Consider the following 26,312-nt stretch of genomic DNA (forward strand, 5'->3'; position numbering starts at 1 on the left):
CGACCGGTCCGACCGATGGTGCAAGAAGCGGCTCCGGTGCGACACAGTGCAGGTGTAGGTAGCCGCAGACCGTGGAGGAGATCCTCGTGCCCGCCCGCGACGACGCCTGGTTCGAGGACCTCTTTCGTGCCCATGCCACCGCGCTCTTCCGGTACTTCGTGCGCCGCGGCCCCCGCGACGACGCGGAGGACCTCACCGCAGACGTGCTCGCCATCGCCTGGCGTCGGCGCGACGACGTGCCCGACGGCGCCGAGCTGCCGTGGCTGTACCGGACGGCGGGCTTCGTGCTCGCCAACCACCGACGCAAGGGGCGACCCGTACCCGTCGGCGAGGTGCCGGACGAGGTCGACGACGCGGATCCGGCGACGTTGGCACTCGACGACGTCGAGCTCCGCGCCATCCTGGCCGCGCTGAGCCCGCGCGACCGGCGGATCCTGCTGCTGCACGGGTGGGAGGGTCTCGACGCCGCCGGGCTCGCGGAGGTGCTCGGGATCTCCTGCGGCGGCGCGGACGCCGCGCTCTCGCGGGCCCGGTCGCGCCTCCGGGACGCCTGGTCGGAGCGGCTCGACGCCTGACGGGCTGCGCAGGACGCCTGACGGGCAGGGCCTGACGGGCTGCGCCTGACGGCCCGTGCAAGCCGGACCTCGATCGGCACATAGGGCAGGTAGAGGACCACCCCACCCGCGTCCCACCCCAGGAGGTCGCCGTGAACGACAGCACCCGCCCGTCCGAGCAGCCCGACCCGATCTTCGACCGGCTGCGTGGGGCGGATCCGGCCGCCGGCGCCGAGCCCGACCGGGCGTCGCTCGAGGCTGCCGTCCGCGCCCGCCGGGCGGACCCGGGCGACGAGCTCGCCACCGCCCGGGCGCGCCGCGGACGGGCGACCTGGTGGCCGGTGGCCGCCGTTGCGGCGAGCGCGCTGCTGTTCGGCACGGCCGGGTACGCGGTCGGCACCGGGGACGGGGGCACCGCCGTCCCGGCCGCCGGGGTGATCACTCTCAGCCAGTCGGGCACGACCGGGACAGCCGCTCCCGAGTCGGCGATGGGCTCCGCGGACAGCAAGTTGAGCAGCTCGATGCTGGCCCCCTGGTACGGCGGCCGGACGGTGTTCACCGCTGTGGGTCTGTCCGACGAGGCCGGGTCGGCGCAGGCGTGGACGTTCGACCCGGCGCAGGTCTTCACCGCGGCGACGGCCGACCGGCTCGCCCAGGCGCTCGGCCTCGCGGGAACGGCCGTGCTCACCGACGGCGCGTGGACCGTGGGTCCGGTCGACGGCAGCGGGCCGTCGCTCCAGCTGCAGCCCGACGGCCTTGCGAGCGTGAACTTCTACGACCCGGGCCTCGACCCGTACGCGTGCGGCAGTGACCGGCTCCAGGGCGTGGAGCCGGGATCGACCGGCGACGGGGCCGCGGACAGCTCGACGGGTACGCCCGAGCCGGCGACCGAGCCCGCCCCGGGCCTCGAGCCCGAGGCGATGCCGTTGCCGGAGCCCCCGCAGACCTGCATCACGACGATCGGTCCGGCCCCGCAGGGCGATGCCGCCGTCGCGAAGGCCCGCGACCTGATCGGGGCGTTCGGGCTCGACGCGAGCGCGTTCGAGTACGAGACCTCCGAGTCCGGCATGACTGAGCTCGCCTACGTGGCGGCCTACCAGGTCCTCGACGGCCAGCGCACCGGGTCGGTCTGGAACGTCAGCTTCGTCGGCGACGGGGTGCAGTCGCTGTACGGCTCGATCGCGCCGCTCGTCTCGCTCGGCACGTACGACGTGGTCAGTGCCACCGACGCCGTCGCGCGCCTGGCCGACCCGCGCTTCGGGGCCAGCTACGGCGGGCCGATCATGTACGCAGCGGAGCAGCGGATCGCGGCGGGCGATGCGGCGTCGGCTCCGGACCAGGCCGAGTCGAGCATCGCGCCCGAGGTCGCCCCGGCGCCGGAGCGGACGGTTCCGCCCACGGCGGACCCCGGAAGTGCGATCGCCTGGCCCGTCACCGAGGTCGCGCTCACCTCGTCACGGCTCGGCCTGACGATGTACACCCAGCCCGACGGTTCGACCGTCTTGCTGCCCGCATATGAGCTGACCAGCGACGACGGTCAGGTCTGGTCCGTCATGGCCGTCACCGAGGCGCAGCTGGACTTCGCCCCCGTCGGCTAGTCGCACGGACCCGCGAGATCCGGTGTTGCGTGCGCGCTCCACAGCCCGCGAAACGCGCTAGAATAATGAGTGACGGCCCGACGTTCCCAGCCCCCTGCGGATGCGTCGGGTCGTCCTTTTTTCTGCCCGGACGACGAGGACCAGGGCCACGTGCGGTGCGGGTTCCCGCGGTGAACTAGCGTCAGGGCATGGGCGCGACCGAACTGCTGCTGGTCCGGCACGGCGAGAGTCTCAGCAACGTCGCAGCCGATGTCGCCGAGGCGGCGCACGCCGACGTGATCGACGTCCCGGTGCGCGACCCGGACGTTCCCCTGACCGCTCGCGGTGTGGGGCAGGCCGAAGCGGTCGGCGCGTGGCTCCGCACCCTCGGGCCCGACGCCGTCCCGCAGAGCGTCTGGTCCTCGCCGTACGTCCGCGCGCTGCAGACCGCACAGCTCGCCGTCGAAGGCAGCGGGTTGGCGCTGACGATCTGCACCGACGAGCGGCTCCGCGACCGCGAGCTGGGCGTGCTCGACCGGCTGACGACGGCCGGCGTCGAGGCGCGGGTTCCTGCGGAGGCGGAGCGGCGGCGCTGGCTGGGCAAGTTCTACCACCGGCCGCCGGGCGGGGAGTCGTGGGCGGACGTCGCGTTGCGCGTGCGGACCGTGCTCGTGGACCTCGACCGGCAGGAGCACGGCCGGCGCGTGCTGGTCGTCTGCCACGACGCGGTCATCATGGTCGTCCGGTACATCTGCGAGGGCCTGTCGGAGGCCGACGTGCTCGAGATCAGCCGGACCGCGAACGTCCGGAACGCGTCGGTGACCCGGCTGGTCCGCCCGGACGGCACCGGCCGGTGGTCCGTGGACGTGTTCAACATCGAGTCGCATCTCGGTGACCTGCACCGAGGCGAACCGCACCGAACGGAAGGCACCCGATGACGTCGTCCCTGCCCGACCCGGCTCCGGCCGTCCGCCCCGGCGGGCTGCTGCTGCTCGACACCGCCTCGCTGTACTTCCGCGCGTTCTTCGGGATCCCGGACTCGATCGTGTCTCCCGACGGCCTACCGGTCAACGCCGTGCGGGGGCTGCTGGACATGACCGCGCGCCTGATCGCCGACCGCCGCCCGGGCCGGCTCGTGGCCTGCTGGGACGACGACTGGCGGCCGGCGTTCCGGGTCGCGGCGATCCCCACCTACAAGGCGCACCGGCTCGTGGCCGGCACCGACCACGTCGAGGAGACCCCGGCGGGCCTGCTCCCGCAGATCCCGGTGATCGTGGAGGTCCTTGCCGCGCTCGGGATCGCCCGGGTCGGCGCGCCGGGGTTCGAGGCCGACGACGTCATCGGCACCCTCGTGGCGCGCGCCGCGGCCGAAGGGGGTGCGGCCGAGGGGGGTGCAGCCGGGCATGCGAGGCCGGGCGGGGTCGAGATCGTCACGGGGGACCGCGACCTGTTCCAGCTCGTGGACGACGAGACCGGCGTGCGGGTGCTCTACACGTCCCGGGGGGTGCGCGACCTCGACGTCGTCGACCAGGCCCGGTTGCGGGCCAAGTACGGCGTGCCCACCGGCCAGGCCTACGCCGACATGGCGGTGCTGCGCGGGGACCCGAGCGACGGGCTGCCCGGCGTGCGCGGGATCGGCGAGAAGACCGCCGTCGCGCTGCTCGAGCGGTACGGGGACCTGGCCGGGGTCCTCGCGGCGCGGGACGCGCGCGACCCGGGGCTGACCGCGACGCAGCGCGCCCGCTTGACGGAGGCGGACGCGTACCTCGAGGTGGCGCCCGACGTCGTCCGGGTCGCGCCGGACGCGCCGCTCGGGGTGGTCGACGACGCGATCCCGATGACCCCCGCCGATCCGGACGCGCTGGTCGCGCTGGCCGAGCGCTGGGGGCTCGCCTCGAGCATCACCCGGATCGTGGCGGCGATGTCGGCGGACCGCTGACGTCGCGGGGTGCGGTCGACGCGCCGCGACGAGGGACGTGCCGGGCTCAGTCGCGGACGGGCTCGAGGACGAAGACCGGGATCGCGCGCGAGGTGCTGGTCTGGTAGTCGGCGTACGGGGGGTAGGCCGCGACGGCGCGTTCCCACCACAGCGCCTTCTCCGTGCCCGTGACCTCGCGCGCGGTGAGGTCGCGCACCACGGGTCCGTCCTGCAGCTCGACCAGCGGGTGCGCCAGCACGTTGTGGTACCAGACCGGGTTCTTGGCGGCGCCGCCCAGGGACGCGACGGCCGCATAGACGCCGTCGTGCTCGACCCGCATCAGGGCGGTCTTGCGGAGCTTGCCGGACTTCGCCCCGACGGTCGTGAGGATGATGACGGGCATGCCCCGCAGGGTCGTGCCCTTCGTGCCGCCCGAGCCCTCGAAGAGCTCGACCTGGTCGCGGACCCACTTCTCGGGGCTGGGCTGGTATTCACCGATGAGAGGCATGGAACAAGTCAAACACCCCGTGGGCACCCGTTCCGCCCGCGCCGGCCCGCGGCAGGGCAGAATGCTCCCGGCCCGGGCACCTCCGGGCGCGATGCGAGGAGCGCCACGTGATCACGGTCAGCACCGACGGTTCCTGCCTGCGCAACCCCGGCGGCGCGAGCGGCTGGGCCTGGGTCAACCACGACGGGACCTCGTCGTCGGGCGGGGTGGCCTCCGCGACCAACCAGATCGCCGAGCTCATGGCGGTGCGGGCCGCGATCCTGGCCCACCCCGGGGCCGAGCACCTGCAGATCGAGTCGGACTCGCAGTACGCGATCAAGTGCGCCTCGGTGTGGGTCGCCGGGTGGAAGCGCAAGGGCTGGCGGACGGCGAGCGGCTCGCCGGTGCAGAACCTCGCCCTGGTCCAGGGCATCGAGCGCGCGATCGCCGAACGTGTCGGGCCGGTGGCGTTCACCTGGGTGCGCGGCCATGTCGGCAACGAGTTCAACGAGCGGGCCGACGTGCTCGCAGGCAAGGCCGCACGCGAGGCGCTCGCCGGCCGTGGGACCGCGCCGGAGACCAGCGCGGCGTACGACGTGCTGTTCTGAGCTGCCCTTCTCGCGACGAGCTGCCCTTCTCGCGACGAGGTGCCGTCCCGCGACAAGCCTGAGGGCCCGCGCTACTTCGTTCGCAGCGTGCGGGTCTCGGTCTGCGGGCGGTAGCCGGCGTCGCCGCCGTAGAGGGCCGTGACCAGGCGGGTGCCGGTCACCTTGGGCAGCGTCACCGTGAGCGTCCCGTTCGCCGCGACCGGCTCGGAGGCGATCCGTTGGCCGTTGACGAGCACGGTGACCGTGCCGGTCGGCGTCGGCGCCCCCTGCTCGCTCGCGACCGTGACGATCACCGCGGGCGTGCTTCCGCGGGGCACGGTCCAGGTCTGCGTGGCCAGGCTGACGCGGGCCGTCGCCTTCTCGACGCGGTAGGAGGCCCGGCTGGACGAGCCGGCGACGTCGGCGGTGCCGGCGAAGACCGCGGTGAGCACGTGCCGACCGACGGCGAGGTCGCGCGGGAGGTCGATCGTGACCTTGCCCGTCCGGCGGTTCACGACGAGCTCGCCCGAGGCGATCTCGGCGCCGTTCTCCTGGATGGAGACCGGGCCCGACGGCGCGGCGGTGCCGCCCCGGACCGTGACGTTCGCGGTGACGGCCCGGCCGAACGCACCCGAGTCGCGAGACAGCCGGAGCTCGGTCGAGGACGACGACGGCGCGACGGCGACCGTGACGGGCGCGGACGTCGAGCCGAGCCACTGGGCGGCGTCGGGCGTGAACTGCGCGGTGAGCGTGTGCTCCCCGCCGCCGAGGGACACCGTGAGCTGCGCCGTGCCGCGGCGCGCCCGCGTGCTGCCGAGCTCGGTGGCCCCGTCGAGGAACCGGACCGTGCCGGTGGCCGCGCGCGGCTCGACCGTGGCGCTGAGCCGCAGGTCGGCCCCGACCCGCTTGCCGCCGCCGACCGTGAGCCGGGTCGTCGTCGCCAGCGGCACCGGCGCCGTGACCGCCACAACCTGGGCCCGCGTCTGCGGGGTCGCGTTGTGCGAGCTCAGCACCAGCAGCTGCGGCGCCGTGGCGCCAGGGGCGAGCGAGCGGTGCACCGTGACGGGGGTGCCCGGTGCGCCGACGAACCACAACGAGCCCGGCTCGCCGCCGTCGAACCAGTACGCCGGGGCGTACGGGTCGACCGAGAACGGCTCGACCTGGTCGAGCAGGCCGCTGGGGTCGGGGGCGTAGCCGGAGTAGGTCCACACCGAGAACGTCGCGGCGACCCCGGGGGTGAACCCGAGGGCCAGACTCATCGGGACGACCAGGACGTTGCTGTCGAAGACGGTGGTGTCGACGTCCGCGAAGACGCCGTTCACCGGCACCTCCTCGAGCAGCTCACCGGTCGCGGCCGAGTACGTCTGGGCGGTGGTGAAGTCGACCTCCGCCGAGTACTTCTGGACGACCGTCTGCAGGTCGGGCGTCCCGTCGCCGTCCACGTCGGTGTCGATGATCGGGACCACGGCGGTGCCGAGGTTGGCCCAGTCTCCTTGCGTCGCGATGCCGATGCCGATCGTGCCGCCGGCCGGATCGGCGCCCGCCGCCGCGAGCTGCGGCGCGGTCGAGGAGAACCCGACGTACCGCACGTCACCGGCGTCGACGGACGACGGCGACGTCTCGACGGTCGAGGCCGCCAGCTCCGGGCTGGTCGCCGCGAGCTGCATCGGTGCCATCAGCGAGAGCCAGCCGCCGGCATCCACGCCCCGGCCGGTGAGCGTGAGCGGGGCGGTGTCGGCGGCGACGCTCGCGAACCCGACCGGCTGGGCGGTGAGGTCGCTGACGAGCTTGGGGGCGGCCGAGACCGGGACCCGGAGCTCGTCGGTGGGGGAGGTGAGGATCAGGCGCCCGGACACGGTGGCCAGGAAGTCGCGCGGGATCGGGATGCCCAGGTCGTAGGACGCGGCCGACGTCGGGTCGAGGTCCTTCGCGAGCGTGGCGGGGTCCGCGGTGAGGGTCACCGTGACCTCGGCGCTGCCGCCGGCCTTGACCGTGATCGACGCCGGCGAGGTCGTCAGGGTCGCGCCACCGGCGGTCGTGGCGGTGGCGAACGAGGTCGCGTAGGTGACCGGGGCGGTGCCGGTGTTCTGCACGGTGACGGCTTTGCGCTGGACCACGGTCGTGTCGCCCACGGGCACGACGCCGAAGGTCACCGAGACCAGGTCGGCGTCGTCCGTGGCGTAGGCGAGCACCGTGTTGGTCACCGCGTCGGCCGCGTCGACCCGACCGGAGCCGGTGCGCGCCGGGCCGTAGACCGGGCCGGTCGGGCCCTGGTCGCGGAACACGTCGTGGGTCGCGGTGTTCATGATCGAGGCCTTGACCTGGACCGGGGTCCAGGTCGGGTGCGCACCGCGTACGAGGGCGGCGATCCCGGCGACGTGCGGGGAGGCCATCGACGTGCCCGAGAGCGTGTGCACGCGGTTGCCGGTACCCGCGGCCGTGGAGGAGATCGCGGTGCCGGGGGCGGCGACGTCGGGCTTGATGACCCCCAGGGAGCCGTGCACGCCGCGCGACGAGCTCGCGTTGAGCGTGTCGCCGAGGGTGTCGTCCTGCACGAACGACCGACCCGCGAGCGACGGGCCGACGTGCGCGCTGACCCCGCCGGCCGTGATGGCGGCCAGCAGGGCGTCGGTCGCGGCCGCCGTGAGCTGGGCGCCGGGGAGGGTCGCGTTCCCGGCGATGCCGGCGTTGAACACCGGCAGCTCGGAACCGATCAGCACGCCGACCGCACCGGCCGCCTGCGCGTTGTTGAACCGGGTCCCACTGCCGCACTCGCGCGTGACGTCGTTGTCGTCCCACCACAGGTAGGCGATCTTGCCCGCGAGGGCGTCGGCCGAGGCTGCGAGCGACGTGCACCCGCTGACCGTCGTGCCGAGGGCCACGACCGGCGCGGTGACGTCGGCGGTGCCGGCGTAGCTCGACGAGTTCTGGGCCGGGTAGCTGGTGACCAGGGCCGGCTCGGCGGCCGCGGTGATCTCGACGGCGTCGTACGTCTGGGTGTTGCCGACCGAGTTCGCGACCGTCAGCGCGCTGCGCGAGTTGCCCGGGGAGCCGCCGACGTCGGTGAGGTCGCCGGAGTTGCCCGCCGACATCACCGAGAGCACGCCGAGGTCGGTGAGCCGGTCGACGAACAGGTTCTCGGGGTCATCCGCGGGGGTCGAGGCGGAGCCGAGGGACAGGTTGAGCACGTCGAGGTGGTCGCTGAAGTCGAGGTCGCCGTTCGGGTCGGCGGCCCATTCGAGCGCGTTGATCACGAGGTCGGTGCTGCCGCCGTTGTCACCGAACACCTTGAGCCCGAACAGCCCGGCCTCGGGTGCGGAGCCCGGACCCTGCTGCCAGCCGGTGAGGTCGGTCAGCGTGGCGTAGTCGCCGCGGAACGTGGCCCCGTCGCCCGTCTGGCCGAAGCCGCCCGCCGTGCCCGCGACGTGCGAGCCGTGGCCGGAGCTGCCACCCGTGTAGTACGCGTCGATCGGGTTGGCGTCCGGGGTCGGGACCAGGGTCGCCCCGGGGGTGGTCGAGGCGGGGTCGGCGTCGTAGTTCGGGCCGGCGAAGTCGTAGCCGCCGAGGTACTTGGTCGGGTCGAACGTTCCCGCGGGAACGTCGGCGGTGCCGTCGGCCCCGTACGCGGTGCCGTACGCGTCCGGCGTGCCGGGACCACCGAAGTCCGCGTGCGTGTAGTCGAGCCCGGTGTCGATGACGCCGAGCCGCACGCCCTCGCCGGTCGCGCCGGACGACGTCCAGGCCTCCTGGGCGCGCGTGAACGCGTCGCTGCCCTTGTTGTCCGGGGTCTTGGCGACGATCCGGTAGACCGCCACGACGTCGGCCGAGTCGGCGAGCGCGCGGACCCGCGCCGCGTCGCCGCTGACCAGGGTGCCGGCGAGCAGGTTCGTGGTGACGGCGATCCGTTGCGGAGCGGCCGCGCCGGCCGAGCGGGCGGTGGCCTCGCCGGGGACGACCTCGTCGGCCAGGGCGGTGATCGTCTCGGCCGCGGCCGCCACCGCGGCGGGCGCGGCGCCGGACTCGGCGACGTCGAGGGCCGAGGGGGCGGCGAGCTGGACGAAGGCGGTGACCTGGCCGTCGGCCTCGCCGAGCGACGGTGCGACCTTGTCCGAGCCCTCGACCGGTCCGGCGATTCCGATCCCGGGCGCTGCCGGGTCGGCGGGTGGAGCCGCAGCGGCCGCCGAGCCCCCCAGCGTCGTGCCGACCACGACGGCGAGGCTGGTCAGGGCTGCGAGCAACGGTCGGCGCATAGGTGACTCATTCCGCGAGGTTCTCGGGACAGCTACGAGGTCGTGCTGGTCTGCTGCGGCCCGGACGGTGGCCCGCCTGCAACGTAGCGGTCAAACGCGCGCGTGACTGGCAAACGGGTGAGTGCGTGCGCGGGTGTCACAGTCGATCAGTCGACGGTCACGGCCTGCAGGACGGGTAGCCGGGCGGCCCGGATCGCCGGCCAGACGGCGGCCAGGACCCCGACGACGCCGGCGAGCACGAGGATCCAGCCGAGCGTGCCCCACGGGATGGCGAGCGTGGTGAGCCCGACGTCGCTGAACACGGTGGGCATCGCCGCGGCGAGCGCGACCCCGACCACGACCCCGACGACGGTGCCGAACAGGGCCGTGAGCACCGACTCGATCATCACCGTCCCGGCGAGCTGCAACCGGCCGAGGCCGACGGCCCGCATGAGCCCGATCTCGCGGGTGCGCTCGATCACCGACAGCGCGAGCGTGTTGACGATCCCGAGGATCGCGATGACCACCGACAGGCCCAGCAGCGCGTACAGGATGACGAGCACCTGGTCGACCTGGCCCGCGAGCTCACTGGCGAACTGCTCGTTGTCCAGCACCGAGACCACCACGAACGGAGCGACCGCGGCGGTCAGGTCGCGACGCAGGACGGTGCGGTCGGCGCCCGGTACCGCCTTGACGAAGACCAGGTTGACGGCCGCCTGCGCGGCCGGGACGAGGTCGTCGAAGACCGCCTCCGGCAGCACGATGGGCGCCTGGATGGCCGGCGAGTCGATGATCGCCCCGACGGTCACGGTGCGAGAACCGGTGGTGGACGTGAGCTCGAGCTCCGTGCCGATCGTCCAGCCGGCGTCCGCGGCCGCGCCCTGCTGAGCGGCGATCTCGCCGTCGGCCAGGCGATCGAGCGAGCCGTCCGTGCGTTCGATGTCCATCGTGCGGCCGAAGGCCCCCGGGTCCAGCCCGACGACGACCGTGGCCGGGCCGGGACCGCCTGCGCCGGCCCCGGGACGCCCGATCAGCACCGAGCCGAGCGTGACGGCGTCGGCCGCCTCGACGTCGGGCAGGGCGGCGACGGCGGCCAGCGCGTCGGCCGGGATGGCGGCGGTGGGGGACCGGAGCACGAAGTCGGCCGTCGAGGTCTCCGCGACGATCGACCGGGTGGAGTCCTGTGCGGACGCCGCGAGGACCGAGGACGCACCGACGAGCGCCATCCCGATCATCAGGGCGCCGGCGGTGTTCGCGGTCCGGCGCGGGTTGCGCGTCACGTTGCCGCGCGCGAGCCGGCCGATCGGCGGCAGGGTCGCGACGAAGACCGCCGCGAGGACGCCGAGCGACGCGCGTGCGATCACGGGGGCGAGCAGGAGCACGCCGACCAGCACCGCGGCCGCACCGAAGCCGAGCCGCTGGCCGCCGTCGGACTCGGGTGCGACCACGGCCAGCACCACGGCGGCCACGCCGAGCGCGGTCAGCAGGCTCCCCGACAGGGCCCGCCAGCGCAGGGTCCGTTCCTGGACCACGACGTCGTCCCGCATCGCCTCGACCGGCGGGGTGAGCGCCGCGCGCCGGGCCGGGAGCGCCGCCGCGGCGAGGCTGACGACCGTGCCGATGGCGAGCGAGAGGGCGACGGTCGACGGCTCGAGCGGGATGGTCCCGGACAGGCTCATCCCGAACCGCCCGAGGACCACGCGCAGCACGGAGACCAGCGCGAACCCGGCCAGCACGCCGAGCGCCGAGCCGAGCAGGCCGACGACGGCCGCCTGGACGAGGATCGAGGCGAAGACCTGCACGGGCGAGGCCCCCAGCGCGCGGAGCAGGGCGAACTCGCGCAGGCGCTGGCGCACGGACATCGCGAACGTGTTGGCGATGATGAACCCGCCGACGAACAGCGAGATCCCGGCGAACACGAGCAGGAACGTCTCGATGAACCCGAGAGCCGTCTCGATCTGCGCGCGGGCGTCGTCGCGCAGCTCGTCCCCGGTCACGGCCTCGGCCCGGACGGCCGCGTCCGCCGTGACGACCGGTTGGAGCCGGTCGACCAGGGTCTGCGGCGAGACCCCCGGGTCCGCGTAGACGGTGATCGACTGGACGAGCCCGGCCGGCGCGTAGGCCTGGACCGCCGTCGCGACGTCGAGGAACAGCACGGTGGCGCCCGCGAGCGGCGCGCCGTAGTCGACCTCCCCCACGACCGCCACCTGCGCCAGCGTGCCGGCGATCACGGCCGGCGTCGTCTGCCCGAGCGTGAGGCCGGACGCCGCCAGGGTCTCGGACGCGAGGGCGATCTCGGCCGGTCCGACCGGCGCCCGACCGGCCACGAGCCGGACGGTCGGGTCGGCGGGGTCGAGCGCCTGCGCGAAGCTCGGGGCCTGCCCCTGGCTGACCGCGACGCCGTCGGCCCCCACCAGGACGGCCGGACCGTTGAGGCCGGGCAGGGCGAGGGCGACGCCGTCGACCGCCGTGGCGACGTCGGTGAGCGCGATCGGGATCGCGTTGCGCGCCTCGCCGAAGCCACCCTGGCCGGTCGGGGAGGTCGACCCGGCGGCCTCGGCGCCGCGCAGGTAGACGTCGCCGGTGAGCGAGCTCTCGACGATGTCGTTGAACGTCGAGGAGAGCATCGCGCGCAGGGAGAACGTGCCAGCCACGAACGCGACGCCGAGGGTCACCGCCAGCACCGAGAGCACGAACCGGACCAGGTGCGCCCGGATGCCGCGCAGCGCGACCCGGCGCATCAGCTCAGCTCGCGCAGCGCATCGAGAATCGTGCCGGCGGTCGGATCGAGCAGCTCGCCGACCAGCCGCCCGTCGCCGAGGAAGACCACGCGGTGCGCGATCGAGGCGGCATTCGGGTCGTGCGTGACCATGACCACGCTCTGGCCGAGGTCGTCGACGGAGCGGCGCAGGAAGCCCAGGACCTCACCGGACGAGTGCGAGTCGAGGTTGCCGGTGGGTTCGTCGGCGAACACGACGGCCGGCCGCGAGACCAGGGCGCGCGCGCAGGCCACCCGCTGCTGCTGGCCGCCGGAGAGCTCGCTCGGCCGATGGCTCAGGCGGTCGCCGAGGCCGACGGCGGCGACGACCGCGTCGAAGTGTGCGCGGTCGACCGGTCGGCGGGCGATGTCGAGCGGGAGGGTGATGTTCTCGGCCGCGGTCAGGGTCGGCACGAGGTTGTACGCCTGGAAGACGAACCCGAGCCGGGTGCGACGCAGCCGGGTCAGCTGCCGCTCGCTCATCCGGCCGATCTCGTCGCCGTCGACCACCACGCTGCCCGCCGTCGCGCGGTCGAGGCCCGCCATGCAGTGCATCAGGGTCGACTTCCCCGAGCCGGACGGCCCCATGATCGCCGTCAGGCGGCCACGGGCGAAGTCGACGTCGATGCCGTCGAGCGCGCGCACGGTCGTCTCACCGGTGCCGTAGGTCTTGACGAGTCCGCGCGCGTGCGCGATCACCGCGGGGGCCACCGGCGTCGGATCCATGGCGCTCCGGTCGGGTTCGGTCGCCGATCAGTGCATCGCCGACGAAGAACGAGCAGAACCACACAGTACGGCCGAAGCGCTACTCCGGGGAGGTGCTGGGTCGCCGTTTGGGTCCGGGGCGACCCGGCGCGCGGCGCTCCTCGATGCCGTCGAGCGTCGAGGCCCGCCACACGGCGCCGCCGTTGAGGCGGCCGTCCGGAGCGGGGAGCCACGGGACCTTGCGTGAGAGCCAGACCCGGATGGTGGCATGTTCGACGCCGAGCCGGTCCGCCAGCCGACCGATGTCGTAGAGGTCGTCCAGGCCGCGCTGGGGAGGTGGGGGGAGCGGGAACGAGGTGCCCGCCGGGGTCGTGTTTGCGGGCTCCATGGCTGAACCGTAGCGGTTCCGTAGCGCCTGCGTGACGGAACTCACGTCACGCAGATAACGGAATGGTCACGGTGTCTGTTAATCTGTTGCGCATGAGTGACAGAATGCCGGTTTCACGGCGCTCGTCCCGTGGCCGGCATCGAGCTCAAGCCGCGCCCCTGAGTGCACGCGCCAATCACCCCTTCCGCCCGGGCAAGACCGCCCAGGGCGTTCTTGTGCTCGGCCTCGTGATCGCTCTCGGCGGGTACACCGCCGCGGAGTCGACCACGCAGCGCCACAACGCCCTGTTCGAGCTGACCGCGGTCGCGAGCGCAGCCGACGCGCGCGCCGTGGTCGCCGACGAGCGCGCGCGCGCCGTCGCGACGGCGAACCTCGCCGTCGCCGACGCGAACGTCGTGCAGACGGTCGTCGGCCCCGACGTGAGCGCGGCTGACCTCGCGGTGCTCACCGACGCGGTGGACCACCTGACGGCCCTCGTGGCCGACGTGCCCGACCCCGCGGCGCTGTCCCCGTCGCCGTCGGCCCTGCCGTCGGCGACCCCCACCCGCGCCGAGCGCGCGTCCCGCGGGGTCACCCGGGAAGCCCTGCCGACGACCGACGCCGAGCCGACGACCGACCCCGAGCCGACGTCCGACCCAGAGCCGACGACCGACCCCGAGGCAGCGACCGCGCCGGCGACACCGGCCGCCGAGCCGTCCCCCCTGACGCCGTCCCCCACCTCCACACCGGGGCTCGGGGACGCCTTCCGGGCGTCCTCGGACGCCGAGCGTGCCGACACCACCCCCGACGATGACGTCGCCGCGGGGATCGTGGCCGCCGCAGCGCGGGTGGCGAACCTGTCCGCCCAGCTCAGGACGACCGCCGAGCAGATCGCGGCGGCAGCCGCCGAAGCGGCTGCCGCCGAGGTCGAACGAGTGGCCGCGGATGCGGCAGCAGCGGTTGCCAAGGCTGCCGAGCAGCGCGCGTCGCTCGCCTCGTACGCCAATGGACGGGTGCCGGCCGAGGCGCTGTGCGCGGTCGGCTTCGCGCCCGATCATCAGCTGCGGTGCGACGCCGCCGACGCGCTCGCCGCGCTGAACGAGAGCTACCGGGCGACGTTCGGGTCCGATCTGGTGGTCACGGACTCCTACCGCTCGTACTCGGCGCAGGTCGCGTGCTCACGGACGAAGGGTCGCCTGTGCGCCCGCCCCGGGACCTCCAACCATGGCCTCGGCGTCGCGCTCGACCTGGGCGACGGCGTCCAGACGTTCGGCACGGCGCAGCACGAGTGGATGTCGGCCCACGCCGGCGCGTTCGGCTGGGTCCTGCCGGAGTGGGCGAGCATCACGGGGAGCAAGCGCGAGCCCTGGCACTGGGAGTTCACCGGCTGAGCTCACCGGCTGAGCTCACCGGCTGAGCCACCGGCTGAGCCGCGCGGCGGGCCCGCCCGGGCGCAACCTAGTGTGGTCGGCGGGCGTCGACCGGCGTCCGGAGCACGAGCCCCGAGGAGCGTCATGTCTACTCGCACCGCACGGACCGCCTGGAACGGCACCCTCATGGAGGGTTCCGGCCAGGTCGAGCTGACCAGTTCAGGAACCGGCACCTTCGACGTCTCCTTCCCCCGTCGGATCGCCGAGCAGACCGTGGGCACGAGCCCCGAGGAGCTCATCGCCGCCGCCCACTCGTCGTGCTTCGCGATGCAGCTGTCGGGGGTGATCGCGGAGGCCGGCGGGGTCCCGATCGCGCTGCAGGTCACCGCGGACGTCACCCTCGAGCCCGACCCGGCCGGCGGTCTGCTGATCACGACGATCGCGCTCACGGTGCGCGGCGAGGTCGAGAACCTGGACGCCGCCGGATTCGCCCGGGCGGCGCAGGTGGCCAAGGAGACCTGCCCGGTGAGCAAGGCGCTGACCGGCACGACCATCACGCTCGACGCCGCCCTCGACTGACTGCCCCCCGCGGGCGGGGCTGACGCGGGAGCGACACGGGAGCCTGACCCGGGAGCCGGACCCGTGGGCTGACACGAGGACGCGGCGCGCGTGCGGTCGGTGGGAGACTGCCCGGGTGTCGATCCCGACCCGTGCCTCTGAGGCCACCGCAGCAGCGAGCTCCGAGCTGGTCCACGCCCTGCGCGCCGCCGTGCGTGGCTCGGTCGACGGCTCGACCCGGCGCCGGGCGGAGTACTCCACCGACGCGTCGAACTACCGCGTCGTGCCCGAGGTCGTGGTGTTCCCGCTGGACACCGACGACGTCCTCGCCGCGCTCGCGGTGACCCGGGCGGCCGCCGTCCCGATCACCGCCCGCGGCGGCGGCACGTCCGTGGCGGGCAACGCCGTCGGGCCCGGGGTCGTGCTCGACCTGTCCCGTCACCTCGACCGGATCGGCGCCATCGACCCCGAGGCGCGCACGGCGCGCGTCGAACCGGGCGTCATCCTCGCCTCGTTGCAGCGCGCAGCGGCCCCGCACGGGCTGCGCTTCGGCCCCGACCCCTCGACGCAGGCGCGCGCCACCCTCGGCGGCATGATCGGCAACAACGCGTGCGGCCCGCGTGCGGTCGCCTACGGTCGCACCGCCGACAACGTCCTCGAGCTCGACGTCGTGGACGGCACCGGTCGCCGGTTCACCGCCGGCAAGGGGCTCGACGTCGTGCCCGGGCTGGACGGCCTGGTCGGCGCGAACCTCGAGACCCTGCGCACCGAGCTCGGCCGGTTCGGGCGCCAGGTGTCCGGCTACTCCCTCGAGCACCTGCTGCCCGAGCGCGGCGCGGATCTGGCCAAGGCGCTCGTCGGCACCGAGGGCACCGTCGCCACGATCCTCGGCGCGACGGTCGCCCTGGTGCCCGTCCCCGCCACGCCCGTGCTCGTCGTGCTGGGCTACCCGAACATGCCCGCGGCGGCCGACGTCGTGCCGGCCCTGCTCGCGCACCACCCGCTCGCGATCGAGGGGATGGACGCGCGGCTGGTCGACGTCGTGCGCCGCGTGCGGGGCGCCGGGGCCGTGCCCGACCTGCCCGACGGCGGCGGCTGGCTCATGGTCGAGGTCGGCGGGGACTCGCTCGACGAGGCGCTCGCGCGCGCTGCGGCTCTCGTGGCCGACGCCGGCACCCTGGCCGCGCGCATCTTCCCCCCCGGGCCCGAGGCGGCCGCGATGTGGCGCATCCGCGAGGACGGCGCCGGGCTCGGCGGCCGGACCCCGGCGGGAGAGCAGGCGTGGCCCGGGTTCGAGGACTCGGCCGTGCCGCCCGAGCGGCTCGGCGCCTACCTGCGCGAGCTCGAGACGCTGATGGCCGGTCATGGCGTCGATGGCCTGGCCTACGGTCACTTCGGCGACGGCTGCGTCCACCTGCGCCTGAACATCCCGCTCGCGGACCCGGCGACCGCGGGGCGCAACCTGCGGGCCTTCATGTTCGACGCCGGCCGACTGGTCGCGGCGCACGGTGGCTCGATGTCGGGTGAGCACGGCGACGGTCGGGCCCGCAGCGAGCTGCTCCCGCTGATGTACTCACCGACCGCGATCGACCTGTTCGCGGGGTTCAAGCACCTGCTGGACCCGGCCGACCTGCTCAACTCGGGCGTCGTCGTACGCCCCCAGCCGCTTGACGCGGACCTGCGCCGGTCCGCCGCGAAGCCGCTGCTCGCGGCCACGGGATTCTCGTTCGCGCACGACGGCGGCGACCTGACCACCGCGGTGCACCGCTGCACCGGGGTCGGCAAGTGCCGCGCGGACAGCACGGCGGTCGGCGGGTTCATGTGCCCGTCGTACCTGGCCACGCGCGACGAGAAGGACTCCACCCGCGGCCGGTCCCGGGTGCTGCAGGAGATGGCCAACGGCCGGCTCATCACGGGCGGCTTCGCCTCGCCCGAGGTGCGCGAGTCGCTCGACCTGTGCCTGAGCTGCAAGGCCTGCTCGAGCGACTGCCCGGCCGGGGTCGACATGGCGCAGTACAAGGCGGAGGTGCTGCATCGCACCTACCGGCGCCGGCTGCGCCCGATGAACCACTACGCGCTCGGCTGGCTGCCCCGGTGGGCGCGGCTCGCCGGCCTCGCGCCGCGGCTCGTCAACGGCGTCCTCGGCGTTCCGGTGCTGGCGAAGCTCGTCCTGCGGGCCGGCGGGATGGACCCCCGGCGGCAGATCCCGGCGTTCGCCGAGGTCCCGTTCCGGACCTGGTGGCGACGCGACGTCGGCGGGGCTGGCGCTCAGCGCGCCGGGGCGCCCTCGGTGTCCTCGTCGGCGTCCTCGTCCGCGCGCGGGTCGACCGGGCCGTCTTCCGGCGGGAGCGCTGCGGCGCGGCCCCGGGTCGTGCTCTGGGTCGACTCGTTCAGCGACGCGCTCGACCCGGGCGTGCCGCAGGCGGCGGTCCGGGTGCTGCGCGCGGCGGGATACGACGTGATCGTGCCCGACGAGCAGGCCTGCTGCGGGCTGACCTGGATCAGCACCGGCCAGCTCGACGGCGCCCGGCGCCGGCTCGTCGACCTGCTCGGCGTGCTGGGGCCGTACGCGGTCAACGGGATCCCGATCGTGGGCCTCGAGCCGTCCTGCACCGCCGTGCTCCGCTCGGACCTGCTCGATCTGGTGCCCGACGACCCACGCGCGCTCGCCGTCTCGCGCGCGACGCGGACGCTGGCCGAGCTGCTGACCGCGCCGGCGCCGATCGGGCCGGACCCCACCACGGGGTGGCGTGTGCCCGACCTGTCGGACGTGACCGCCGTCGTGCAGCCGCACTGCCACCAGCACTCGGTCATGGGCTTCGACGCCGACCGGGCGCTGCTCCAGGGCGCGGGCGCGACGATCACCACGTTGGCCGGGTGCTGCGGGCTGGCGGGGAACTTCGGCATGGAGAAGGGGCACTACGAGGTGTCGGTCGCCGTGGCCGAGAACGCGCTGCTGCCGGCACTGCGGGCCGCGGCGGACGGGGACGTGTTCCTGGCTGACGGCTTCTCCTGCCGCACCCAGGCCGAGCAGCTCGCCGGCGTCCGCGGCCGGTCCCTCGCCGAGCTCCTCGCCGAACGCCTGCCCAGCTAGCCCCGAACCCCGAGCCCCGAGCCCTGAGCCCCGAGCCCCGAGCCCTGAGCCCTGAGCGCCGGTGCTGACAGCCGCGCTCGTGGCGCAACGATGCGCACGGTGCCGATGAGGCGCCTCACGGGCCACATGCGTCCCAGGAGCCACCCGCGCGGCTGTCAGCACCGCTGCTCCACGCCGGGGAGCGGGCCGATGACCCACCCGTGGAGCGGATGCGAGAGGATCTCCTCATGCTCATCGCCTTCTCTGTTGCTCCCGTCGGGAGTGGGGACTCCGTGACCGCGGCCGTCGCCGATGCCGTGCGCATCGTGCGCGAGTCCGGTCTGCCGAACCACACCGACTCGATGTTCACGACTCTCGAGGGGGAGTGGGACGAGTGCATGGACGTCGTGCGTCGTGCCACCGAAGCCGTCGGGAAGCACGGAAACCGGGTGAGTCTCGTCCTGAAGGCCGACATCCGGCCTGGCCACACCGGTGAGCTCACCGGGAAGGTCGAGCGGCTCGAGGGTCGGCTCGCCGGCTCCTAGCACGCCGCCGGTTCGCCGCCGGGGACCGGGCCGTTCACCCAAACGGCTGGACCTGGGCGCGGACGGCGATCACTGGACGAGGCGCGACGGCGGGCGCCGCGTGGACCGGCCAACCTGACCGCTCGGTTCGTGGGAGAGTAGTCGCACCGCATGCACGGGCCGCCCGATCTGAGGGCGGATGTCGACCTGCCTGCGACAACCCAGTGTGGGGAGCATCTGCAGCATGCCGATCTTCGAGCTCGACGCGGGACATCCCGTCCTCGTCCAGCCGATGCAGCCCGCCGCCGGCACGTTTCCGGCGGACACCTCGTCGGTCGTCGCCGATCACCTCGAGAGCCTGCTCGGGGAACCACTGTTCCCCATCGCGACCCGGCAGCCCGGGGCCGACGGTCCGCACCTGCTCGCCGTCGACGCCGCCGGGCAACCGGTCGTCGTCGAGGTCGTGCAGATGCTCGACAGCGAGGGGATCGTGCGCGCGCTGCGGTTCGCCGGCGCTGCGGCCCGGTTGAGCTCGGCGGACCTCGCCCGTTCGTACCACGGTGGGCCCGAGCGGTTCGCGACCGATCTCGTCGCGTTCCGCGAGAACGTGCCCGTCGCCGTGGCGCACTCGGCTGCCCGGCACGCGGGCGCTCGCCTGCTGCTGGTCTGCTCCGAGGTCGCCGAGAGCGTGGTGGACGCGGTCGAGTTCCTGCGCCAGCCCGGCCGCCAGGTCGAGGTGCTGCAGGTCGGTGTGCTCCGTGGCGCCGATGGTCGCCGGTTCCTGGACGTGTCGCCGCTGATCCCGCTCGTGCCCAAGCGCCGCGCGGTCGAGCCGTCGGCACTGCAGCGGGTCGGCGCCGAGCCCGTCGCGCCCGCGCCCGTGGCCCCCGAGCCCCGGGTCCTCCCGGTGCTCAGCCCCGCTCCCGCGTTCGCTCGTGACGCGGGGCACGACGGGCAGCGTTCCGCCTCGCACGGACCTCCGAGCCCCCACGGGCCGGCCCATCCCGGAGCCGGTCGCGGCGAGTCCTGGCCGACGTCGGACCGCCGGCGCCACCACCGTGAGACCAGCCCCACCCCCCCTCCGGTCGTGGTCCGCGTCCCGGTCGAGCAGGTCGTGACCGGGCAGATCCCGATCGGACCGATCTCGACCGGCCCGGTGCCGAGCGCGGGTGCCTCCGCGCCGAGCGGCACGTTCCCCTCGGTCCTGACCGTGCCGGTCGGCCCGGTTGCCGCCGCGGCCGTGCCCGACCCGATGCTTGCCGCGCTCGCGGGTGAGCTCGCGACCGCGACGACCCTCGTGTGGTCCCGGCAGCGACGCGGTCAGCGCTTCGTCGCCACCCTCCGGCCGGACGGGCTCATCCAGCTGCCCGACGGCGCCGTGTTCGCCGACCCGGACGAGGCCGCCTCGGCCGCGGCAGGCTCGGAGTACTCGGTCGACGGCTGGCGGATGTGGCGCGTGGGCGACGACGGCCCGGCGCTGGCCGAGCTGCGCGACGTCTGAGCGCTCAGCCCCAGCCGTACGCGACGGTCCAGCGCGTGATCTCCGCGTAGCACCGCTGCCGCACCGGCAGGGGTGACAGCACCAGGTCGTGCAGCCCTCCCTCGATCCGGATGACGGTGACGGTGCGCCCGAGCTGGACCGCGCGACGCACGATGACGTCGACGTCGATCACGATGTCGGCCGCCCGCATCCCCTCGCTCCAGCGCGGGCTGATGAGGCTGCGCGCGGACGCGAGCGTGAGGATCGGGACGTCGATGGACAGGCCGCGGGCGACCTCGGCGTGGCCGGCGATGATCGCGCGGAGCCAGCCGGCCCGCACCGGGAACGACGGCGTCGGGCGCCAGGCCGTGTTGTAGACCCACTCGCCGCCGTCGGTCGCGTCGATCGTGCGCGCGTAGAAGCCGGCGTCGATGTTGGGCATCGGGGTCTTCGGCTGGAACCGGGCGAGCTGGGTGATCGCCGGCGTGCTGATGTTGCGCAGCACCGCCGACCCCTGCAGCTCGAGCCACGGGCTGTTGAGCACGAGGGAGCCGACCTCGCCAGGGTTGCGCTGCAGCCACAGCGCGCTGACCAGCCCGCCCGTGGAGTGCCCCATGAGGATCACGCGGACCAGCGGCCCGAGCTCGCCGCGGATCTCGGCGAGCGCGGCGGCGAGGTCGTCGTCGTAGTCGGTCAGGGTGTCGACGTAGCCGGGCGTCTGGTGCGGGCGCAGGCTGCGGCCGAACTTGCGCAGGTCGACGGCGTAGAAGGCGGCGCCCTGCGCGTGCCAGTACGCGGCCAGCTCGGTCTGGAAGAAGTAGTCGCTCCAGCCGTGGACGTACAGCACGGCCCGAGCCGACCGCAGCGGCTCGGCGGTCGGCGGGCGGAACCGGACGAGGGTCGCCACCACGGGACCCTCGTCGTCGGTGCCGAGGTCGAGGGTCAGGGCCTGGAAGTCAGGCCCGAGGATGTCCTGCTGCCACCGGTCTGTCACCGTCCCACCCCCTGCCGCTCGACCCGTCGGGTTCTTCGGCGGTCAGACCGTCAGCACGATCTTGCCGAACTGGCTGCCCGCCGCAAGCCGTGCGAGGCCCTCGGCCGCCCGGGCGAGCGGCAGCTCGGTGTCGATGATCGGCCGGATGCCCGTGCGCACCAGCAGGTTGAGCAGGCCGACGAGGTCCTCCTTGGACCCCATCGTCACGCCGATGACGCTCAGCTCGAGGAAGAAGATGCGCTGCAGCTCGGCCGGCGAGGCGTCGCCCGACGTGGCGCCGGCCACGACAATCCGGCCACCCGGGCGCACCGACTTCACCGAGTGGGTCCAGGTCGCGGCTCCGACGGTCTCGAGCACGAGGTCGACCTTGGCCGGCAACCGACCGCCGGGGGCGACCGCACCCGCCGCACCGAGCTCGACGGCCCGGGCGCGCTTGGCCTCGTCCCGGCTCGTGACGTGGACCTCGAGGCCGGCCGCCGCGCCGAGCAGGACGGCGGCGGTGGACACGCCGCCACCCGCGCCCTGCACGAGCACCCGGTCGCCCGGCTTGGCGCCACCGCTGGTGAAGAGCATGTTGAAGGCGGTCAGCCAGGCGGTCGGCAGGCAGGACGCCTCGGCGAACGACAGCTCGGCGGGCTTCGGCACGAGGTTCCAGGTCGGCACCGCGAACCGCTCGGCGAGCGTGCCGGGGTAGCGCTCGGACGGCAGGCTGCGGGTCTCGGTCGGGCCGACGCCGTGACCGGTCGCGCCGATCACCCCGTGCACCACGACCTCGGTGCCGTCGGCGGTCACCCCGGCGGCGTCCGTGCCCAGGATCATCGGCAGCTGCGCCTCGCGCAGACCGACGCCGCGCAGGGACCACAGGTCGTGGTGGTTCAGGCTCGAGGCGCGCACCTCGACGGTGCTCCAGTTCTCGCGCGCCTCAGGCTCGGGGCGGTCGGCGACCTCCAGCGCGCTGATCGGGTCGTTCGGGGCGAAACGGGCGGCGTAGGCAGCAAGCATGGGGTGAGCCTAGAGCAGCGGCAGCATGCGCCCGAGGTCGGGGACCGAGTCCGAGGTGAACCGGGGACGCAGCGCGACCGCGAGCTGGTCGACGTCGTACGGGACGCGCCCGGTCGCCAGCCGGACCCACAGCAGGGGGTCGACGAGCTCGAGGCTCCAGCCGCCGCGGGTCACCACGATGGCCAGGAGGGACTCCGCGACGAACTGCAGCGCCTCCGGGTCGACCGCGTGCTCGCCGGGTCGCGGCGGGACGGAGCGCGCGAGGTCGTCACCGTGCACGACGAGCTCGATCAGTCGCGAGACGACCATGTCGGACAGCGTGATCGGTGCGCGGCGGGCCTGGACCACCAGGTCGTCGGGGCCGAGCTCGGCGAGCCGCGCGAACGCCGCGGCGGCCATCGCGTCCACGGCGGGGAGCGGGGCGTCGGAGATCTCGGCGGCGATCTCCCGGGTGACCTGGGCGATCTCCGTCGCGCGCTCGGGGTAGGTGCCCAGGTACTCGGCGAGGGTGAGCGGGACCGTGCCCGGTTCGGCCGGACGGGTCACGGCGAGGGCGTCCATGGCCCGACCGAGATGGGCGACCAGCTCGCTGACGGTCAGTCCGGGCAGGGCGCTCGGGGAGTGTGGCAGCGCCCAGAGCCCGTCGTCGTCGGCGTCGTCCAGGAGCAGGCCGAGCCAGGTCCGCAGGGTGGTCCACTGCTGGGCGAGCAGGCGTGCGGCGGTCGTGAGATCGGCGCGTTGCATCCGGGTGGTCATCTGGCCATCCTGCCCGACGACGCCGGCCGGCTGCAGTCCTGCGGTCGGGTCACCCTTCGGCGAGGAACTCCGCGACCATGTCACCGAGCTGGCCGGCCTCGATGAGGAAGCCGTCGTGGCCGAAGTCGGACCGCACCGTGCGGACCGCTCCCGCCCGGGGGATGCCGGCGGCGATCCGCTCGGACTGGCTCGGCGGGAACAGCCGGTCGGTGTCGACGGCGACCACGAGCGCACGCGCGGTGATCGTGGCGAGCGCCGCCTCGACGCCACCGCGGTCCCGGCCGATGTCGTGCGTGATCATCGTGCGGGTGAGCACCAGGTAGGTGTTCGCGTCGAACCGCCGGGCGAGCTTGTCACCGTGGTGGTCGAGGTAGGACTGCACCGCGAACCGTCCCCCGCCCAGCGGGTCCTCGCCGCCCTGCGGGATGCGGCCGAACCGCTCGTCGAGCTCGCGCGCGCTGCGGTACGAGGCGTGCGCGATCTGCCGGGCGATCCCGAGCCCGACGTGGGGACCCGCGCCGTCGGCCGCGTCGTAGTAGTCGCCGCCCGCGTACCCGGGATCCGCGTGGATCGCACCGAGCTGGGTGTGGAAGCTGGCGATCTGGTCACCCGAGGTCTGCGCCGCGGTGGCGATCGCCGCGACCGCGCGCACGCGGTTCGGCGCGGAGGCGGCCCACTCCAGCGCGCGCAGGCCACCGAGCGAGGCGCCCACGACGAGGGCCCAGTCCGAGATCCCGAGCGTGTCGGTCAGCGCCAGCTCGACGGCGACCTGGTCGCGCACGGTGATCTGCGGGAACCTGCCCCCCCAGGGTCGTCCGTCCGGGGCGGTGGACGACGGGCCGGTCGTGCCCTGGCAGCCGCCGAGCACGTTGGGTGCCACGACGAAGTACTTGTCGGTGTCGATCGGGGCCCCGGGGCCGACGAGCGACTCCCACCAGCCCGCGGTCGGGTGCCCGGGGCCGGCCGGGCCGGTCACGTGCGAGTCCCCGGTGAGCGCGTGCAGCACCAGCACCGCGTTGTCGCCGCTCGCCGAGAGCGTGCCCCAGGTCTCGTAGGCCAGCCGCACCGCCGGCAGGCGACCGCCGGCCTCGAGGTCGAGGGCGCCGAGGTCGATGAAGTTCCGGCGCCCGACCGGGTCCCCCTCACGCCAGGCGGACGAGGCCGGGATCAGCGGCGCGGCGCCGGGGGCGCCCGTGGTGGGTCGGACCGGGGTGGTGCGCGACCGGCGCGCCGACGTGCGCCCCGACGACGACCGGATGGTAGGCACCGGTGTCGTGGGAGCGGACCGGCGCGGGCGCTCACGAGACATAGCATCCGAATCTACGCGGCTCACCTCCGTCGCGTCGCGCGCGTCCGCCGTCGAGGCGCGCGACCCAGGGGTGGCCGCCGACGACGAGGCGCGCGACGCGACGGTGGTCACGACTCAGACGCCCTTGGCGGCGCGGAAGCCGGCGTCGAGGTCGGCGAGGATGTCGTCGATGTGCTCGATCCCGACGGCGAGCCGCACGAGGCCGGGGGTGACGCCCGACAGGGCCTGCTCCTCCGGCGTGAGCTGGCTGTGGGTGGTCGACGCCGGGTGGATGACGAGCGAGCGCACGTCCCCGATGTTCGCGACGTTCGAGTGCAGCTCCAGCGCGGACACGAACGCCTGCCCGGCCGCGCTGCCGCCGGCGATCTCGAACGCGAGCACGGCGCCCGGGCCCTTGGGGGTGTACTTCAGGGCCCGCTCGTGCCACGGGCTGGACTCGAGGCCCGCGTAGTGCACGCCGAGCACGTCCTCGCGCGCCTCGAGCCACGCGGCGACCTTCTGGGCGTTCTCGACGTGCCGCTCGATCCGCAGCGACAGGGTCTCGATCCCCTGCGCGATGAGGAACGCGTTGAACGGGGAGAGCGCCGGGCCCAGGTCGCGCAGCAGCTGCACGCGGGCCTTGAGGATGTAGGACAGGTTGGCGCCGAACGCGCTGCCGACCCCGAGGTCCCGCGCGTAGACGAGACCGTGGTAGCTGTCGTCCGGCGTGTTGTAGTTCGGGAACCGCTCGGGGTGCTGGGCGTAGTCGAACGTGCCCGCGTCGACGATCGCGCCGGCGATGGCGGAGCCGTGCCCGCCGAGGTACTTGGTGGCCGAGTGCACGACGACGTCGGCCCCGAACTCAATGGGGCGCAGGAGGTACGGCGTGGCGATGGTGTTGTCGACCACGAGCGGCACGCCGGCCGTGTGCGCGACGTCGGCCACGGCCTCGATGTCGAGGATGTCCGAGCGCGGGTTCGGGATCGTCTCGGCGAACAGCAGCTTGGTGTTCGGCTGGATCGCGTCCCGCCAGGCCTGCGGGTCGTGCGGGTCGGTGACGAACGTCGTGGTGACCCCGAGCTTCGGCAGCGTGTAGTGCAGCAGGTTGTACGTGCCGCCGTACAGGCTCGGGCTGGCGACGATGTGGTCGCCGGCCTCGGCGATGTTGAGGATCGCGAGCGTCGTGGCCGCGGAGCCCGAGGCGAGCAGCAGGGCGCCGACGCCGCCCTCGAGCGAGGCGATCCGGTCCTCGACGACCGTCGTGGTCGGGTTGCCGATACGCGTGTAGATGGGGCCGAGGTCCTTCAACGCGAAGCGGTCGGCGGCGACCTGCGCGTCGGGGAAGACGAACGACGTCGTCTGGTAGATCGGCAGCGCGCGCGCACCGGTCGTGGGGTCGGGGGTCTGGCCGGCGTGGATCTGGCGGGTCTCGAAGGACCAGGCGTCGTTCATGGGGAGTCTCCTTGGATGGTCGGCCGCACGACGGGGGCCAGGGTGCTGACCGGCCCGCCCGCGAGGGGGTGGGGAGGGGGTCGCACGAAGGCGTGTACCAGGTGCCGGGCGGTGCGGCGTCGATCGCCGTCGAGGCGAGCCGCGTTACCGGTCCGAGGGCACAGCCGAGCGTGCGCTGGTCAGCGACACATTCGGCAGGTCATGGTCGAACAGTACGAGGGGACGACCAGTAAATGGAACACCCGTCTCGGAATGTGAGAAGGGAGGTGTCCTTCAGGCGGACAGATGTGCCAGCGCAGGACAGACCGCCAGGGCCGCGGCCTCGTGCGGCGCAGGGCGAACCCTTTCGGTCTATTCGTCCTGCGTTCATCGCGGCGCCCGGTCCCGGCCGTCGACGGTCACGACGATGGATCGCGATGAGGCAGAACCGCGTGCGACCCCGCTCCCGGCACGACCCCGTCGCCGTCGCGCTCGGCCTCGGCGCGGTGGTCGCCTTCGTGCTGACCGCGGGCGCGGCAGCCCAGGCGGGCGTGAGCCAGCACGGCTGGCTCGTCCCCGCCGGCACCGCAGTGCTGGCGGCCGACCCGGGCAACGACCCCGAGCCCGCCCCGCCGGTCGCGCGGGCCGCGCCGG

Annotated in this window: 21 protein-coding genes; 11 read left to right on the plus strand and 10 right to left on the minus strand. The window is 74.1% G+C overall.

What is annotated here, in order from left to right:
- Window positions 1-71: 71 nt before the first annotated feature.
- From EUA98_RS08090 to EUA98_RS08105, 4 genes are all read left to right on the plus strand, one after another.
- Window positions 72-575 carry an RNA polymerase sigma factor gene (locus EUA98_RS08090; RefSeq protein WP_242511345.1) on the plus strand — a complete coding sequence of 168 codons (504 nt, stop codon included), beginning with the start codon at window positions 72-74 and terminating at the stop codon, window positions 573-575.
- A 131-nt stretch (window positions 576-706) separates the two neighbouring features.
- Window positions 707-2,152 (plus strand): hypothetical protein, encoded by a 1,446-nt coding sequence (locus EUA98_RS19710; RefSeq protein ID WP_165372756.1) that lies wholly within the window; start codon window positions 707-709, stop codon window positions 2,150-2,152.
- Between the two features lie 188 nt (window positions 2,153-2,340).
- Window positions 2,341-3,069 (plus strand): histidine phosphatase family protein, encoded by a 729-nt coding sequence (locus tag EUA98_RS08100; protein WP_130102170.1) that lies wholly within the window; start codon window positions 2,341-2,343, stop codon window positions 3,067-3,069.
- Window positions 3,066-4,070 (plus strand): 5'-3' exonuclease, encoded by a 1,005-nt coding sequence (locus EUA98_RS08105; RefSeq protein WP_130102171.1) that lies wholly within the window; start codon window positions 3,066-3,068, stop codon window positions 4,068-4,070. Before EUA98_RS08100 ends, EUA98_RS08105 begins: the two co-directional genes overlap by 4 nt.
- A gap of 46 nt (window positions 4,071-4,116) precedes the next feature.
- Here EUA98_RS08105 and EUA98_RS08110 read toward each other — a convergent pair whose 3' ends face one another.
- Window positions 4,117-4,557, minus strand: a complete 441-nt coding sequence (locus tag EUA98_RS08110) for a nitroreductase family deazaflavin-dependent oxidoreductase (RefSeq protein ID WP_130102172.1) — start codon at window positions 4,555-4,557, stop codon at window positions 4,117-4,119.
- 107 nt (window positions 4,558-4,664) lie between these two features.
- On the opposite strand from EUA98_RS08110, the gene EUA98_RS08115 reads away from it, so the two are divergent.
- Window positions 4,665-5,144, plus strand: coding sequence for a ribonuclease H family protein (locus tag EUA98_RS08115; protein ID WP_130102173.1), 480 nt, complete (start codon window positions 4,665-4,667; stop codon window positions 5,142-5,144).
- Between the two features lie 71 nt (window positions 5,145-5,215).
- Here the strand turns inward: EUA98_RS08115 and EUA98_RS08120 are convergent, their stop codons facing one another.
- The 4 genes from EUA98_RS08120 to EUA98_RS08135 all read right to left on the minus strand — a co-directional run bounded on the left by EUA98_RS08120 (window position 5,216) and on the right by EUA98_RS08135 (window position 13,203).
- Window positions 5,216-9,373: a S8 family serine peptidase gene (locus tag EUA98_RS08120; RefSeq protein ID WP_130102174.1), complete on the minus strand. Its 4,158-nt coding sequence runs from the start codon at window positions 9,371-9,373 to the stop codon at window positions 5,216-5,218.
- 146 nt (window positions 9,374-9,519) lie between these two features.
- On the minus strand, window positions 9,520-12,093 hold the full coding sequence (locus tag EUA98_RS08125) for an ABC transporter permease (protein WP_130102175.1): 2,574 nt from the start codon (window positions 12,091-12,093) through the stop codon (window positions 9,520-9,522).
- Window positions 12,093-12,836 carry an ABC transporter ATP-binding protein gene (locus tag EUA98_RS08130; protein WP_130102176.1) on the minus strand — a complete coding sequence of 248 codons (744 nt, stop codon included), beginning with the start codon at window positions 12,834-12,836 and terminating at the stop codon, window positions 12,093-12,095. The genes EUA98_RS08125 and EUA98_RS08130 overlap by 1 nt, the downstream gene beginning before the upstream one ends.
- A gap of 79 nt (window positions 12,837-12,915) precedes the next feature.
- On the minus strand, window positions 12,916-13,203 hold the full coding sequence (locus EUA98_RS08135) for a hypothetical protein (RefSeq protein WP_130102177.1): 288 nt from the start codon (window positions 13,201-13,203) through the stop codon (window positions 12,916-12,918).
- 227 nt (window positions 13,204-13,430) lie between these two features.
- Here EUA98_RS08135 and EUA98_RS20055 point away from each other — a divergent pair, with 227 nt between their 5' ends.
- From EUA98_RS20055 to EUA98_RS08160, 5 genes are all read left to right on the plus strand, one after another.
- Window positions 13,431-14,573: a M15 family metallopeptidase gene (locus EUA98_RS20055; RefSeq protein ID WP_207219012.1), complete on the plus strand. Its 1,143-nt coding sequence runs from the start codon at window positions 13,431-13,433 to the stop codon at window positions 14,571-14,573.
- A gap of 123 nt (window positions 14,574-14,696) precedes the next feature.
- Window positions 14,697-15,131, plus strand: a complete 435-nt coding sequence (locus EUA98_RS08145; protein ID WP_130102178.1) for an OsmC family peroxiredoxin — start codon at window positions 14,697-14,699, stop codon at window positions 15,129-15,131.
- 115 nt (window positions 15,132-15,246) lie between these two features.
- Window positions 15,247-18,204: an FAD-binding and (Fe-S)-binding domain-containing protein gene (locus tag EUA98_RS08150; RefSeq protein WP_130102179.1), complete on the plus strand. Its 2,958-nt coding sequence runs from the start codon at window positions 15,247-15,249 to the stop codon at window positions 18,202-18,204.
- A gap of 227 nt (window positions 18,205-18,431) precedes the next feature.
- Window positions 18,432-18,728 carry a thiamine-binding protein gene (locus tag EUA98_RS08155; protein WP_130102180.1) on the plus strand — a complete coding sequence of 99 codons (297 nt, stop codon included), beginning with the start codon at window positions 18,432-18,434 and terminating at the stop codon, window positions 18,726-18,728.
- A 223-nt stretch (window positions 18,729-18,951) separates the two neighbouring features.
- Window positions 18,952-20,208 carry a restriction system modified-DNA reader domain-containing protein gene (locus EUA98_RS08160; protein WP_130102181.1) on the plus strand — a complete coding sequence of 419 codons (1,257 nt, stop codon included), beginning with the start codon at window positions 18,952-18,954 and terminating at the stop codon, window positions 20,206-20,208.
- A 4-nt stretch (window positions 20,209-20,212) separates the two neighbouring features.
- On the opposite strand, the gene EUA98_RS08165 is transcribed toward EUA98_RS08160, so the two are convergent.
- The 5 genes from EUA98_RS08165 to EUA98_RS08185 form a co-directional block, all read right to left on the minus strand.
- Window positions 20,213-21,181 carry an alpha/beta hydrolase gene (locus tag EUA98_RS08165; protein ID WP_130102182.1) on the minus strand — a complete coding sequence of 323 codons (969 nt, stop codon included), beginning with the start codon at window positions 21,179-21,181 and terminating at the stop codon, window positions 20,213-20,215.
- A 42-nt stretch (window positions 21,182-21,223) separates the two neighbouring features.
- On the minus strand, window positions 21,224-22,183 hold the full coding sequence (locus tag EUA98_RS08170; protein WP_130102183.1) for a zinc-binding dehydrogenase: 960 nt from the start codon (window positions 22,181-22,183) through the stop codon (window positions 21,224-21,226).
- Window positions 22,184-22,192: 9 nt separating this feature from the next.
- Complete coding sequence (locus EUA98_RS08175) at window positions 22,193-22,939, minus strand: maleylpyruvate isomerase N-terminal domain-containing protein (RefSeq protein ID WP_242511346.1); 747 nt, start codon at window positions 22,937-22,939, stop codon at window positions 22,193-22,195.
- A 49-nt stretch (window positions 22,940-22,988) separates the two neighbouring features.
- Complete coding sequence (gene metX, locus EUA98_RS08180) at window positions 22,989-24,206, minus strand: homoserine O-acetyltransferase MetX (protein ID WP_242511347.1); 1,218 nt, start codon at window positions 24,204-24,206, stop codon at window positions 22,989-22,991.
- Window positions 24,207-24,362: 156 nt separating this feature from the next.
- On the minus strand, window positions 24,363-25,679 hold the full coding sequence (locus EUA98_RS08185) for a bifunctional o-acetylhomoserine/o-acetylserine sulfhydrylase (protein ID WP_130102185.1): 1,317 nt from the start codon (window positions 25,677-25,679) through the stop codon (window positions 24,363-24,365).
- 416 nt (window positions 25,680-26,095) lie between these two features.
- Here EUA98_RS08185 and EUA98_RS08190 point away from each other — a divergent pair.
- The coding region (locus tag EUA98_RS08190) for a hypothetical protein (protein WP_207219013.1) at window positions 26,096-26,312 on the plus strand (217 nt) is incomplete at its 3' end.

It is taken from the genome of Pengzhenrongella frigida (genome assembly GCF_004168625.1).
GTDB lineage: Bacteria > Actinomycetota > Actinomycetes > Actinomycetales > Cellulomonadaceae > Pengzhenrongella > Pengzhenrongella frigida.